The following is a 13,710-nucleotide window of genomic DNA, read 5'->3' on the forward strand; positions in this document are numbered from 1 at the left end:
TCAGCACCCGCCGCCGCCAGCCGCGCCGCAGCTCGCGGCGCTGGCGCTCACCGCGGCGGTCGTGACGACCGCCGCGTCCGACCCGGTCGAGTAGTCCTCGCACTCGCCCCACGCGACCGGTGCGATGGCGTCGTCGATGTCGTCTTCCCGGTTCATCACCTCGCGGAGGCGCTCGGAATCGAAGTCGGGGTCGGCGACGAACTCCCCGACGATGTCGGGCGGGAGCGCGACCCGCCGACACTCCTCGGCCTCGAACAGCCCCGCGCCGCCGAAGCCGAACTGGACGTCGTAGTGGCGGACGAACACGCCCTCGCGCTCGAAGGCGTCGTGCATCGCCTCGACCGCCGTCGCCACCAGCGGCCACACCCGCTCGCGGTCGAGGCTCTCTACGTCCTCGCCGAGCGAGAACCGCGCGATGGGGACGGTCACGGGTTCGTCGTCGGGTCCCTCGTTGACCACCGCGACGCCGGTCATCCCGAACTCCGCGAGTCCGTGGGCGTCGGCGTCCACGCGAGCGTCCATCGCGTCGTCGGCCGCGTCCTGTGCGGCCTCGATGCGGGCCTCCGCCTCGTCGTCACCGCTGCCGAGCAGTCGGTCGAGTAGCGACATGCGTGGGACTTCTCTCGAACCTGACTTGAAACTTACTCGCGCTCCTCGACCACCACGACCCGCAGGTCGTTGACGTTCGTGCCGGTGGGGCCGGTACGAATCGCGCAGTCGGCGGCGTCGAGCGCGGGGAGCGAGTCGTTGGCGGCGAGCGCCTCACGGGCGCTCGCCGCCGAGATTCCTCCCTCGACCGTCCCCGTGGTCCGCCCGCCCACGGTCTCCGAATCGACGAGTCCGCCCGCGACCTCGGTCCCGCCGTCGCGGCCGTCGGTGTCCACGCTGGCGAGCGCGACGCCCGCGGCGTCGAGTTCGAGCCCGGCCGACAGCGCGAACTCGAGGTTCGGCCCGCCCGACCCGTCGCCCCGGACGGTCACCGTGGTCTCGCCGCCCGAGAGGAGTATCGCGGGCGATTCGACCGGATTCCCGGTCGCGCGGACCTCCTCGGCGATTGCGGCGTGGGTCTTTGCGGCCTCGCGGGCCTCGCCCCGCACCCGCGAGGAGAGGACCAGCGGAGCGAATCCGCGGTCTCGGGCCACGTCTGCCGCGGCGTCGAGCGCGGTCCTCGCGCTCGCGAGGACGTGCATCGAGACGCGCTCGAAGGCGGCGGCCCCCTCGGTCGGCGTCTCGGATAGCTCGCCGCGCGCGCCGCGCTCCAGTCGCTCGCCGACCGCCTCCGGCGGGTCGGTCCCCCGGCGGTCCAGCACGGCGAGCGCGTCCTCGAAGGTCGAGGGGTCGGGCGAGAGCGGCCCGCTGGCGACGGTCCCGAGGTCGTCGCCCACCACGTCGCTCAGAACGAGTCCGACAACCCGGGCCGGGGCGACTCGCTCGGCGAGTCGCCCGCCCTTCAGCGCCGAGCAGTGCTTGCGGACCGCGTTGATCTCGTCGATGGTCGCGCCGCTTTCGAGCAGGTCGGCGGTGAGTTCGCGCAGGTCGGCGAGCCCGAGCCCCTCGGCCGGAGCGGGCAACAGCGCGCTCGCGCCGCCCGTCACGACCGCGAGGACGAGCGTCGTCTCGTCGGCGTCGTCGGCGAGGTCGAGCACGCGGCGAGCGCCAGCGACCCCGCGCTCGGTCGGAATCGGGTGGTCGCCCTCCACCGCGTCGATTCGGTCGCACTCGGTCGGCGAGTCGACGACCACGACCCCGCGGTCGAGTCGGTCGCCCAGCAGGGCCTCCAGTTCGGCGGCGACGCCCCCGGCGGCCTTGCCGCCGCCGAGGACGACCACCTCGGAGAAAGCGCTCAGGTCGTGGGACTCGTCGGCGACCCTCAGGACCCCGTCCTCGACCGAGACCGCCTCGCCGACGACCCGCCGGGGGTTCGCCGCAGCGATTCCGGCGGTCACGCAGTCGAGCGCGAGGTCGCGGGCGGGCGTGGTCGCGAGCGCGTCTCGGTTCCGGATTCGAACGTCGTTCCCGGCCGAAGGGTCCTCGGTCATCGAGTCGGCGTTCGGCGGGCGCGGTCGTAACTGCTGTGGTCCTCACAGGAAGCGGGCGTACCCGCAGGCGTCACACCGGAGTTCGCCGCCGCGGTGTCGCAGAATTCCCTGCTGGCAGTCCGGGCAGGGACCGACGACCGATTCGGTGGCTTCCCCTCGGGTCTCGACCGCCCGTCGGAGCCACCGCAGCTCCGATTCGAGTCGCTCGACCCGGCGTTCGAGGTCGTTCAGTCTGGGGACACGCCGCCGGGGGCGTGACCGGTCTGCGGGCTGGTTCATGGCGTTCACCGGTCCGGAAGCTACGCGGTCGGTCGGCCTAACGGTTCCGTCGGACACCGAGCGTGGACCGTCCCGTCAGCGCGGGGTTCGCGGGTCGCTCCCGCCCGAACGAGTTACCGAATCCGGCGGTAGTCGTACTGGCCGCGGACGTTCTCGTGGAAGTACGAGCCGTGGGAGCGCGCGCCGAGCAGTCCCTCGTAGGTCTCGCGAGGCACGTCGTCGTACCGGTAGATGCCGCCGCTCTGGAACTCGATTTCGAGGGTCTCGCCGTCGCTATCGTAACCGACGCTCCGGATGCTACTCGACGCGACCGGCGTCCGGGTCTCGGCCACGTAGGCCAGCTTCTCGTAGGGCGCGTAGCCGACGATTCGCCCGCCGTGGTAGCACAGCAGACCGTGGTCTCCCTCCTCCACGTCCTCGCACTCGATTCGCTCGCCCGCCTCGGTTATCGCCTGCATGTGTCCGGTCACGCCGGGGTCGCCACTCAAGCCATCGGCCGCGGGCGGGCGAAGGGGGACAACCCCGCGAGCGACCGCGCCAGCGGCGGCCGGTGACCGGCCGCCGCTGGCGACAGAGCTACCGGTATCGGGGTCGTACTCTCACCCATGCCGGAACTGTACGGCGAGTACGAGGGGGACGCCGAGTCCCAGTACGTCGGGTGTCTCAACTGCGGCGACGCGGTCGACCTGTTCGAACCCCACCCGATGTTCCGCGACGAGTCGGTGTCCGAGGTCGGCGACGTGACCGCACGCACCTACCACTTCTGTAGCGATGGGTGCCTGCAAACGTGGAAGAAGAAACGAGAGTACGGGGAGTGAGTCGACCTCAGGCGAGTCGCCGCCCGACGCCGTTGCGGATGCGCTTGCGGTTGTAGACGAGTTCGCCGAGTATCCAGGAGACCAGCACGAGCGCCGCGACCACGACGCCCACGAAGTCCCACGGACCCATCCAGACCGGACGGACCCACGGCGCGATTTTCGACCAGCGGTTGGCGAACGCGTCGGCGGGCGCTTCGACCGCGGTCCCGGCGAACGCGCCGCTCAGCCACTGGGAGAATGTGAGCCGTTCGCCGGTGCCGGGGGTGATTCCCGCGCTGCCGGACACGTCGTAGGAGCCCTCGGCGTCCTGGTCGGCGATGGTGGGACCGCCGGGTTCGTCGCCAAGGTGCATCCGCTCGACGTCGTAGGGGGCCCACGGCGCGTAGAACTCCCAGACGACCTCGCCTTCGGGGTTGACCTCGATGACGCGCTGGTTGTTCGAGTCGACCACGAGCGTGTTGCCGTTCGGCAGGCGGTCGGCGTCGCGGGGCCAGTTGAAGTCCTGGTTCGAGCCGAGTTCCCACGTCCGTTGCCAGTCGTCGCCGCGCTTGGCGTACTCGACGACGCGGTCGTTCTCGCTGTCGGCGACCGTTATCGTCGGCGTCCCGTTCTCACTCTCGTGGTAGTCGGGGTTGTGCTGCTCGTGCATGATGTCGTAGTTGTCGTCCTCCCCGAGGCGCATGTCAATCTCCTTGGTGGAGCGGTTGATGACCATCACCTGGTCCATGTTCCGGGGCGAGACGAGGAACTGGCCGTCGTCGATCTTGTCGACGTCGTTGACGTGGGTCCAGTCGCTGTTGGGCGCTTCCTCGGCGGCGTAGGGACCGCCCTGGTCTTCGGTCCAGTTGGTGTGGTCGTCGAAGTGCCACTCCCACGTTATCTCTTCGTCCTCGCGGTCGTAGACGAAGATGCGGTCCTCGTTCTCCTCGCTGGTCGTGTTGTAGTTGCGCATGTTGGCGACGAGGATTTCCTCGCCGTCGTTGATGAGGTCGGCGTCGTGGGTGTCGTGGACGCCCTCGAAGCGCTCGGACCACACGATTTCGTCCTCCTGTGGGTCCCACTCGTAGACGGTGCTCGCGCCTTGGGCCGTCCCGGAGATGAGCAGGTTCCCGTTGTCGAGGGGGTCGACGTCGTAGAACCACGTCACGCCGTTGTTCGAGCCGTTGTGTACCCACTCTACGTCACCGCGGGGGCTCACGCCCACGATGCGAGCGGGCTTCTTTCCGCTGGACTGCCCGGCGAACTTGAACCCCTGAATCGAGATGACGGTGGTCCCGTTCGCTGGCTTGTCGATGGTGCCTTTCTGAAGGTTGGTCGGTTCGTACGTCAGGGCGGAGACCGCAGAGGGGGCGAGCAACGACACGATGAGCACCAACACCATGCCGCGTACCAGCCACGCCCGCGAAAACCGCGTCTTTTCAGTCGCCATGCACACCCGTATACAGCGAATCCCGACATATGGGTTTTGTCTTCCGACGCGGCCGAGCGACGAGAAGGTCCGGACTTACCGGGTTAGGCCGAGGTTACACCGGGACGGCGGGGGCTTCTCGGGGACCGGCGAGCCACGCAGGTAGGTATATGGGAATCGCGGTCGCGTAACACACCGGGTGAGAGTACGTGTTCCAGAACCGAACCGACGCCGGACGACAGCTCGGTGCCCTGCTGGCCGACGGGAACGTCGAGGCCGACATCGTGCTGGGAATCCCGCGTGGCGGTCTGCCCGTCGCGCGCGCCGTCGCCGACGCGCTCGACGCGCCCCTCGACGTGGTGGTCGCGTCGAAGATAGGCGCGCCGAGCAACCCGGAACTCGCGGTCGGCGCGGTAGCGAGCGACGGCACGGTCTGGTACAACGACGACCTGCTCGACCGGGTCGGTGCGAGCGAGGCGTACCTCGACCGCGAACGCGAGCGCGAGACCGCGGTCGCCCGCGGGAAACTCGAACGCTACCGCGGGTCCGACCGACCCCCGGACGTGGAGGGAAAGCGCGTGGTCGTGGTCGACGACGGCCTCGCGACCGGCGCGACCACCATCGCCGCGCTCCGGCAGGTCCGGGCGGCCGGGGCCGCGCGGGTCGTCCTCGCGGTGCCGGTCGGCTCCCCGGACTCGGTCGAGCGACTCCGCGCCGAGGCCGACGAGGTGGTCGCGGTCGAGACCCCGCCGCATTTCAGTGCTGTGGGGCAGTTCTACCGGGATTTCGGGCAGGTGTCCGACGAGCAGGCGATGTCGTACCTCGACCGGTGAGTCGGGACTGAGTAGAATTGTGGAATCAGGACAATTCCAAATCGGGATTTCCTACCGGATTCCACACGGGAGAAGCCCGTGAAGACGGAGACAAAGCCGTTTGAGGCCCGATTTATCGAGAGTCTCGTCGACGCTACGCGCCGATGGGAGCGACGGGAAGGCCACATTGTAATGTGCAGTCCTACCACACGTCTGCGAAAGGTTTAAGTACTTGTCGGCCTTACCGATAGTTAGGAAGTAAGACTTCCGGAGATTCTTCAGGTTTTCTCCGCCTCCCGGGAGTCCCTGCCCTCCATCCGATCAACCATGACCAGTACACGCATCCAGAGATACGACGAACAGACCGACGTAACCGAATCCGACCGAACCGACGAACGCACCGGCGAGCGCGACGAGACCGAGACCGTCTGTCCCGAGTGCGGCGGCGACCTCGCCACCCACGACGGCGAGACCGTCTGTCAGGAGTGCGGCCTCGTGGTCGAAGAGGACAACGTCGACCGCGGGCCCGAGTGGCGGGCGTTCGACGCCAAGGAGAAAGACGAGAAGTCCCGGGTCGGCGCGCCCACCACGAAGATGATGCACGACAAGGGGCTGTCGACCAACATCGGCTGGCAGAACAGGGACGCGTACGGCAATTCCCTCGGAAGCCGCCAGCGAGAGAAGATGCAGCGCCTGCGCAAGTGGAACGAGCGGTTCCGCACCCGCGACTCCAAGGAGCGGAATCTGAAGCAGGCGCTCGGCGAGATCGACCGCATGGCGAGCGCGCTCGGCCTCCCCGAGAACGTCCGGGAGACTGCCTCGGTCATCTACCGGCGCGCGCTCGACGAGGACCTCCTGCCCGGTCGCTCCATCGAGGGCGTCGCCACCAGCGCGCTCTACGCCGCGGCGCGACAGACCGGCACCCCCCGGTCCATCGACGAGGTCGCCAACGTCAGCCGCATCGACGAGATGGAGTTCAAGCGGACCTACCGCTACATCGTCCGCGAACTGAACCTCCAGATTCAGCCTGCCGACCCCGAGGACTACGTCGCGCGGTTCGCCAGCGAACTCGGCATCTCCGACGAGTCCGAGCGCCGGGCCCGCGAGCTCCTCCGGAACGCCAAGCGCAAGGGCCTCCACAGCGGGAAGTCGCCGGTGGGCCTCGCCGCGGCCGCGGTCTACGCCGGGCCGCTGCTGACCAACGAGAAGGTGACTCAGGCCGAGGTCAGCGAGGTCGCGCAGGTCAGCGAGGTCACCATCCGGAACCGCTACCACGAACTCCTCGAAGCCGAGGACGAGGCGTTCGCCGCGGCATAAGCCGGATTTTTTCGCGCGACTCCTCCCGACCAGCGACGGCTATCGGCGTCTCCGTGCGCTCGATTCGGCGTCTCCGTTTGCGCTCGATTTGTAGAAAATTTATTACGTTCCGGTGAGCGCGCGGAGGTATGGCGGGAAACTGGCGGCGGTTCGCGGTCCTGTTCGGCGCGACGGTCCTCCTGTTCGCGAGCATCGTCGGGGTCGTCGCCACCGTCGAACACGACCGGCGGTGCCAGCTCTCGGAGGTCCGGGACTCGCCGGGCGGCGAGTCGGTCGAGTACTACTACTCGGAGCTGAACGCGGCCCAGCAGGACCTGTTCGACCGGATGCGGTCGAACCCGGACCGGCGGTTCGAGGGCGAGGCGTGCGTCGACGGCACCGTCCGCGACGACGACCGGTACTACGTCGTCGAGCAGACCCGGACCATCGTCTGGGCGAATCCGGCGATGCTGGTCGCGCTCGCGGGGTTCGTGGGCGCGGTCGGTATCATCTCCGCGCTGGTCCGGCGCGAGATGCGGTCGCGGCCGTGGTGAGGCGGCCGTAGTGGAAGCTCCGTGGCGAGGTCGGCGTCGCAGATACCGCGTCGGTGCGTCTGCCGTCAATCGTGTCGCTCTGTTGGTGGTCGACCGGGGAGAATCGAGACATCCGACGAGTGAGGAGCGAAAGATGTCATTTGGATAGAGTGTCGCCGTCGGTTCACGCCCGAAATTGTTGGACGATTACCCCACGTTTCCACCGCGCACTCGCCGACAGCCTTGATATCAAAACTATTATCTGACAAATGTTCTACCTACGACTATGGTTTCGACTCGGTTAGTTGTAGGCCTCGTTCTCTTCGTATCTGTCGCCGCGTCAGGTGCGGTCGGGGCGACGACCATAGTCGACCTCGACGGCGACGGCGTCCCGGCGTTCACCGAACTCCAGCAGGGGACCGATCCGCTGGAAGCAGACACGGACGACGACGGGGTGAACGACGACCGCGAGCGGGACATCGGAACCGATCCGACCGCGGCCGATACCGACGGTGACGGCCTCGACGACGGTGAGGAGATCGAGGAGTACGATACCGACCCCACCGAAGCCGACACAGACGACGATAGCCTCGAAGACGGCGAAGAGGTCGACGAGTACGGGACCGACCCGACCGCGGCCGATACCGACGGTGACGGCCTCGACGATTCCGAGGAGCTCGACGACTACGACACCGATCCGACTTCTGCCGACACCGACGAGGACGGCCTGGAAGACAGCGAGGAAGTCGAAGAGTACGACACCGACCCGACCGAAGCCGACACGGACGACGATGGGCTCGAAGACGGCGAAGAAGTCGAGGAGTACGCCACCGACCCCATCGAGGCCGACACCGACGACGATGGGCTCGAAGACGGCGAGGAAGTGGACTTCGGTTCGGACCCCACGAAGGTCGATACCGACGACGACGGCCTCGACGACGACCGCGAGGAGGTCCGCGGATTGGACCCGACCGACCCGGACACAGACGGCGACGGTATAGAGGACGGTGAGGAAATCGACGAATACGATACCGACCCCTTCGACGCGGACACCGACGATGACGGTCTCGACGACGGCGAGGAGGTCGATGAGTACGACACCGATCCCACCGAGGCCGACACCGACGGCGACGGCCTAAAGGACAGCATGGAAGTCGCCAACGATTCACCGGTCGCAGACGCTGATCCGCTCCGCAAGGACATCTTCGTGGAGATCGACTACATGGAGGGCCACAAGCCGGACGAGAACGAACTTGAGGAGGTCGTCGAGCAGTACGACGACGCGCCAGTCGAGAACCCCGACGGTTCGGAGGGAATCACCCTCCACCTCGTCTTCGACAAGGAGGTCCCCACAGAGGACGAGACGGACCCCGGCGACCGCGACCGGATAATGAACATGTACATGGACCACGAGGGGCAGGGCTACCATTACGCCCTCGCGGTGGAGCAACCCGTCCTCGATGGGAAAAACGTGGGCGGGTACTCGAGCGTCGAGTACAACAACGGTGCCTTCGTCTTCGGGTCGTACGGTGGCGACCCGGAGGCCGCGACCTTCATGCACGAACTGGGCCACTCGATGGGACTCTCCGGCGACTACGAAGGCGTCGACTCGGATGAGGTCCCCTACACCGAGTACTCCAGCGTGATGAACTACAACCACGATAGTTACGACGACCCGCTGGAGTACTCCGACGAGGAACCCTTCGACGACTGGGAGCACATCAACGAGACGTTCTACACGCCGGAGACGTACGAACTCGAAGACGAGTGAGTGACACCCGCAGGGAATCCGAACGCAGTCGCTGGCTTCGACCTGTCCGTATCCGACTGCATCGGTTCGTTCGACTTCACTGGCGTCGGTCCCCAGTCCACCGACATCTATTTTCTCCGTCCGGTCGAACCGACGTGCGGGGGAATACCATGCCAGCCAAACGGCTCCTGATGATAGTCGGCGACTTCGGCGAGGACTACGAGACCATGGTACCGTTTCAGGCCCTGCAGGCGGTCGGCCACAAGGTCGAGGCCGTCTGCCCCGAGAAGGGCGAGGGCGACACCGTCAAGACCGCGGTCCACGACTTCCGGGGCGACCAGACCTACGTCGAGTCGCGGGGCCACGACTTCCGGCTCACCGCGTCGATGGACGAAATCGACCCCGCTGAGTACGACGGACTGGTCCTGCCCGGCGGGCGCGCGCCCGAGTACCTCCGGACCTACGACGAGGTGCTCGACGCGGTCCGGCACTTCTTCGAGGCGGACAAGCCGGTCGCGGCCATCTGTCACGCCGCCCAGATACTCGCGGCCGCCGACGTGATCGAGGGCCGGACCTGCGCGGCGTACTCCGCGCTCGAATCCGACGTGGAGAGCGCTGGCGGCGAGTACTACGACGGCGTGACGACCGACGGGAACCTCGTGACCGGCCGCGACTGGAGCGACCACGTCGAGTGGCTCGCCCAGTTCTTCGACGTGCTGGGAACAGAGGTCGAACACGGCGACCGTGTCGCAGAGCGCGCGGAGGACTGACCCGCAGTCGGTCGACCGTCTTTAGGAACCGTTGTCGGCGCTCGCGGGTCTCGCTTCGAGTCCGGAGTTCGAGGTAACGTGTAACGCAAACACGACCTTTTTAACAACTGCTCGTTTCGAGGGACGTATGGCCAGCGAGTCGTCTCTACTCGACGCTCTCCACGGAATCGCCTCTCGCATCGAGGAGGACATGAGCGAGAAGGACGTGGAGAACGCGTTCCTCAACGAGAACTTCTACACGATTCTCGGGTACTCCGGCGCGGGACACGACCTCCGGAGCGAGTGGAAGCTCCCCGACGACAGGCGACCGGACTACGTGACGCTTGACGACAACGAGTCTGTGACTGCGGTCTACGAGTTCAAGACGTCGGGTCGGAAACTCAGACCGCACGAAGACCAGCTCTTCCACTACGTGGACGCGCTGAAAGCCGATTACGGAGTACTTACGAACGGCGAGGAGCTACGCCTGTACAAGCGCGAGGGACACAGTCGAATGCTCTCGGTATCGGTCGAGGATGTCACCGAGAGCGAGACGGCCGACCTCTCGGCGGCGCTCGAAAAGCCCGAGTGGGACGTCACGGACCCCCGGAGCGTCGAAGAATATCTCGACACCCTCGACCCTGTCGAACTCGACGGTGAACTCGGCCGCGAACACTTCTTCGAGTCCTTCCGGCTCGAACCCGACAGCCCGTTCGCCGACCTCGTGACCGCGATGGTCGACCTGCTACGGGAGTTGCGCGACGAGCAGGAGGCGAAGTTCGTGAAGGGCGCGTACGACTTCTGGGAAGCCAGCTACGCCAGCGAACCCGACGAAGTGCCAGGGTCGTGGGAAGAGTTCATCGACGGCAAGCAGTCGCTCCGAGACTTCATGTTCTGTCTGGAGAGCGGACACGCCCTCCTCGCCCGCGTGCTGTTGGCGAAGGCAACCGAGGACCACGACTTCTTCCCGTCGGAGAAGGGCCTCCGACGGTACTTCGACGAACTCGGTGGATTTGACGACGAGATCAGCCTCGACGCCTATCCCATCGCGGCGAACGGGATGATAGAAGAGATGCGAAACCAGCTCGTCGAGAGCCTCTTCGAGGACGACATCTTCATCTGGTGGACCGATGGCTACGCCGAGCAGACGGCGAGCCAGCACAAGAATCCTTACAGTCGGTTCGAGGACGTCGCGAAGGAGGGAAGCGACGTATCGAGGGTGAGTCGGGCGACGCGCGAGCGGTTCAGCCGCGCGGTCTCGGAGGTCATCTTCGCGGTGCTGAAGTTCGACTTCTCGCGCGTCGAGGGCGACCCGCTCGGGAACCTCTACCAGCGGTACTTCGACCCAGAGACGCGCAAGGCGCTCGGTGAGTTCTACACGCCCCAGCCGGTCATCGACTACATCATGGACGGGGTCGGCTACGACGTCGGCGTCTCCAAGGAGCGCATCATCGACCCCTCGTGCGGGTCGGGCACCTTCCTCGTGGAAGCGGTCGAGCGGTACATCGAGGACGTCGAGCGGTATCACGACGACCCCGATTGGGCCGAACACCTCACCGAACTCTGTACGCGCCCCCACGTCGTCGGGCTGGACATCCACCCCTTCGCGGTGCTGATGGCTCAGATTCGATTCATGGTGACCATCCTCCCGAAGTATCGGGCGGCCAAGCGAGAGAGCGAGCAGTTCACCATCCGACGCCTTCCCATCTTCCGCACCGACACGCTCCGCAACGAGCGCGAGCTGACTGGCATCGACCTCGGCGACGACGGCATGACCCAGATGACCCTCGACGCGATGACCGAGGACAATCAGGACGTGAAGATTCCGGTCCCCCTGCCCGTCGAGGTCGAGGAGGGCGAGGTCGACGACCACGAACGCGAGGGCGACTTTCTCGTCCAGCGCATCCGGATGCCCCTGTTCGACACGGTGAAGCTGAACGCTGGAATGCGCAACTTCGGCGAGTACTTCGCCGCCCTGCAGGGCGTTCTCGACGTGGTGAAGTTCCACATGCACGAGGAGATGTGGGAGTACCGCGGCGGCCTCGAAGAGGGCATCCACCGCTACACCGACCGCGACTACGACGGACTGGAGGAGTTCTTCGAACCCTACGTGCAGGACATCCTCGACACGGTCCGATACCTCCGGGTCGAACACGGCGACGGCCGCCTGTTCAAGATGTTCGAGGACACCGTGCTGGCGCTGGTGGTGAAGAACTACATGGAGTACGACTACGTGGTCGGGAATCCACCGTACGTTCGGATTCAGAACCTCCCCGATGGCCAGAAGGCGATTCTGGACGAACTGTACGAGTCCACCACCGGGAACTACGACCTCTACTGTCCGTTCTACGAAAAAGGCCTAGAAATATTGAGAGAAGGAGGGAATCTCGGGTATATTACGTCAAATCAGTTTATGGTTACAAATTACGGTGAAGGTCTTCGTCAAGTACTCCTAGACCGTTCTACTGTTGAAGAAGTCCATGACTTTAGAGATGCCCCTGTTTTTGAGGATGCAACAAACTATCCGGCAATCGTCTTTCTTCAGGCTGAAAATGACGTTGATACTCGTTCTTCTAATCAAATTCGGTGCATTCGAACACGGGGTGATATCGATGGTCATGAGGGCGATCTAACACAGGATGTCGTACAGGATATTCGTCAGCATAGTAATAATCCCGGTTATAAAGATGAGCTTATCGAGGTCTTCGATTACCCTCAATCCGAACTGACTTCTGCATATTGGAGTCTCTGTCCACCAGATGAAAAAGAAGTTCTCGATAAGCTTGAGAGAAATTCAAAGACAAAGATAAACGGTATTACTGATGCTATTTTCCATGGTACACAACCAGGCCTAAACAAGGTCTACGTCGTCACGCCAACTAATGCGGATAGGATTGATTCTTCGGATACAGGTAAGACAGTAACTGTGGTTCCCCGAGGTAGTTCGAAGGAGTTTGAGATTGAGACCGACCTGCTCCGTCCATGGCTTCAAGGACGCGATGTTCAGCGTTGGCGATGTGAGTGGTCTGGGCAACATGTAATTCTACCTTATAAAATAAAAACGGAAAATGGGGGAATAGAAGTTGAAATTTATAGTCAAAATCAGCTAAAAGAGAATTTCCCACTTACGTGGAAATACTTTAAGGAGCATGAAGAACAGCTAAAAAGCAGAGAAAGCGGGAAAATGCGCGGGCGTAGCGATTGGTATGCGTACACGTATCCAAAGAGTCATCAACGGTTCGAACTTCCGAAAATCGTAGGACGACAGTTTTCAGATCATGCCCAATTCATGCTTGACGAAGACGGCGACTGGTACTTCAAAGGCGCATACGGCCTACTTCTGGAACCGGAGTACCAGAACTTGACTGACGAAATTTGCTGTCAATTAAACTCAAAGCCTCTCGATTTCTACTTTAAGCATATAGCAACACAAAAGCAGGGTGGCTATTTTGCCTACAGGTCTCAGTATGTCGGTAAATTACCCTGCTTCACGCAGGCTTCCGATGCGGAGTTTGATATTCTCGTCAATACTGTCAATAGAATTGCGGACGTTCTGGACCGACAAAGTAAAATCCACCGCTTCCCCGAAGCCTACCTCGGCGACTACGACGGCCCCCTCGGCTACATCGACTACGAGTGGCAGACCCGCCGCTATCCCGTCAGCGCCGACATCCAGCAACTCGCAGACGGGCGCTTCGCCGTCACCGCCGGGCGGTCGGACGAACTCACTCACCCCCTCATGGACCGCGGCGACCGCGAAGAGAACGAACGCCGAGCGAAGTACGTCCACGCCGCGGTCGATGGTCGGAACATGAAGAAGGGCGAGGAGCAGACGATTCCGATTCCGAAGACCCGCGAGGGTGTCGAGCGACTGCTGGACGCGCTGGAGGCCGACAGGCAGACCGTCGAGGCGACCAGCATCGAGGAACTGGAGGCCGAGATAGACGAGGCGGTCTACGACCTGTTCGACCTGACCGCCGACGAGCGCGAGGTCGTCGAGGAGTATCTGGAGGTCTTCTGACCGCG

The 13,710-nt window shown here is 64.4% G+C and carries 12 protein-coding genes; 7 read left to right on the plus strand and 5 right to left on the minus strand.

All coding sequences use genetic code 11. From position 1 onward, the window contains the following. The 4 genes from NGM10_RS17010 to NGM10_RS18320 all read right to left on the minus strand — a co-directional run bounded on the left by NGM10_RS17010 (position 1) and on the right by NGM10_RS18320 (position 2,776). Positions 1–609, minus strand: a complete 609-nt coding sequence (locus NGM10_RS17010; protein WP_253484215.1) for a hypothetical protein — start codon at positions 607–609, stop codon at positions 1–3. Between the two features lie 32 nt (positions 610–641). Continuing rightward, positions 642–2,039, minus strand: a complete 1,398-nt coding sequence (locus NGM10_RS17015; protein ID WP_253484218.1) for a glycerate kinase type-2 family protein — start codon at positions 2,037–2,039, stop codon at positions 642–644. Between the two features lie 42 nt (positions 2,040–2,081). After that, positions 2,082–2,318, minus strand: coding sequence for a hypothetical protein (locus NGM10_RS17020; RefSeq protein WP_253484221.1), 237 nt, complete (start codon positions 2,316–2,318; stop codon positions 2,082–2,084). A gap of 113 nt (positions 2,319–2,431) precedes the next feature. Then, positions 2,432–2,776 (minus strand): KTSC domain-containing protein, encoded by a 345-nt coding sequence (locus NGM10_RS18320; RefSeq protein WP_368408680.1) that lies wholly within the window; start codon positions 2,774–2,776, stop codon positions 2,432–2,434. Positions 2,777–2,923: 147 nt separating this feature from the next. Between NGM10_RS18320 and NGM10_RS17030 the strand changes: the two genes are divergently transcribed. Continuing rightward, positions 2,924–3,136, plus strand: a complete 213-nt coding sequence (locus NGM10_RS17030; RefSeq protein WP_253484224.1) for a DUF7576 family protein — start codon at positions 2,924–2,926, stop codon at positions 3,134–3,136. Positions 3,137–3,143: 7 nt separating this feature from the next. On the opposite strand, the gene NGM10_RS17035 is transcribed toward NGM10_RS17030, so the two are convergent. Then, the gene (locus NGM10_RS17035; RefSeq protein ID WP_253484226.1) at positions 3,144–4,565 is read right to left on the minus strand and encodes an arylsulfotransferase family protein; all 1,422 of its coding nucleotides are present in this window, start codon (positions 4,563–4,565) and stop codon (positions 3,144–3,146) included. Between the two features lie 188 nt (positions 4,566–4,753). On the opposite strand from NGM10_RS17035, the gene NGM10_RS17040 reads away from it, so the two are divergent. The 6 genes from NGM10_RS17040 (at position 4,754) to NGM10_RS17065 (ending at position 13,705) form a co-directional block, all read left to right on the plus strand. Next, positions 4,754–5,377 carry a phosphoribosyltransferase gene (locus tag NGM10_RS17040; protein WP_253484227.1) on the plus strand — a complete coding sequence of 208 codons (624 nt, stop codon included), beginning with the start codon at positions 4,754–4,756 and terminating at the stop codon, positions 5,375–5,377. Between the two features lie 306 nt (positions 5,378–5,683). Continuing rightward, positions 5,684–6,673, plus strand: a complete 990-nt coding sequence (locus NGM10_RS17045) for a transcription initiation factor IIB (protein ID WP_253484229.1) — start codon at positions 5,684–5,686, stop codon at positions 6,671–6,673. A gap of 128 nt (positions 6,674–6,801) precedes the next feature. Beyond that, a complete protein-coding gene (locus NGM10_RS17050) occupies positions 6,802–7,206 on the plus strand; it encodes a hypothetical protein (RefSeq protein ID WP_253484231.1) in 405 nt (134 codons plus the stop codon). A gap of 265 nt (positions 7,207–7,471) precedes the next feature. Further along, positions 7,472–8,956: a zinc metalloprotease gene (locus tag NGM10_RS17055; RefSeq protein ID WP_253484233.1), complete on the plus strand. Its 1,485-nt coding sequence runs from the start codon at positions 7,472–7,474 to the stop codon at positions 8,954–8,956. A gap of 149 nt (positions 8,957–9,105) precedes the next feature. Continuing rightward, positions 9,106–9,705 carry a DJ-1/PfpI family protein gene (locus tag NGM10_RS17060; RefSeq protein WP_253484235.1) on the plus strand — a complete coding sequence of 200 codons (600 nt, stop codon included), beginning with the start codon at positions 9,106–9,108 and terminating at the stop codon, positions 9,703–9,705. Between the two features lie 127 nt (positions 9,706–9,832). Continuing rightward, positions 9,833–13,705, plus strand: a complete 3,873-nt coding sequence (locus NGM10_RS17065; protein WP_253484237.1) for an Eco57I restriction-modification methylase domain-containing protein — start codon at positions 9,833–9,835, stop codon at positions 13,703–13,705. Positions 13,706–13,710: the final 5 nt, after the last annotated feature.

Source organism: Halorussus salilacus (assembly GCF_024138125.1).
In the GTDB taxonomy this organism is placed as follows: Archaea; Halobacteriota; Halobacteria; order Halobacteriales; family Haladaptataceae; genus Halorussus; species Halorussus salilacus.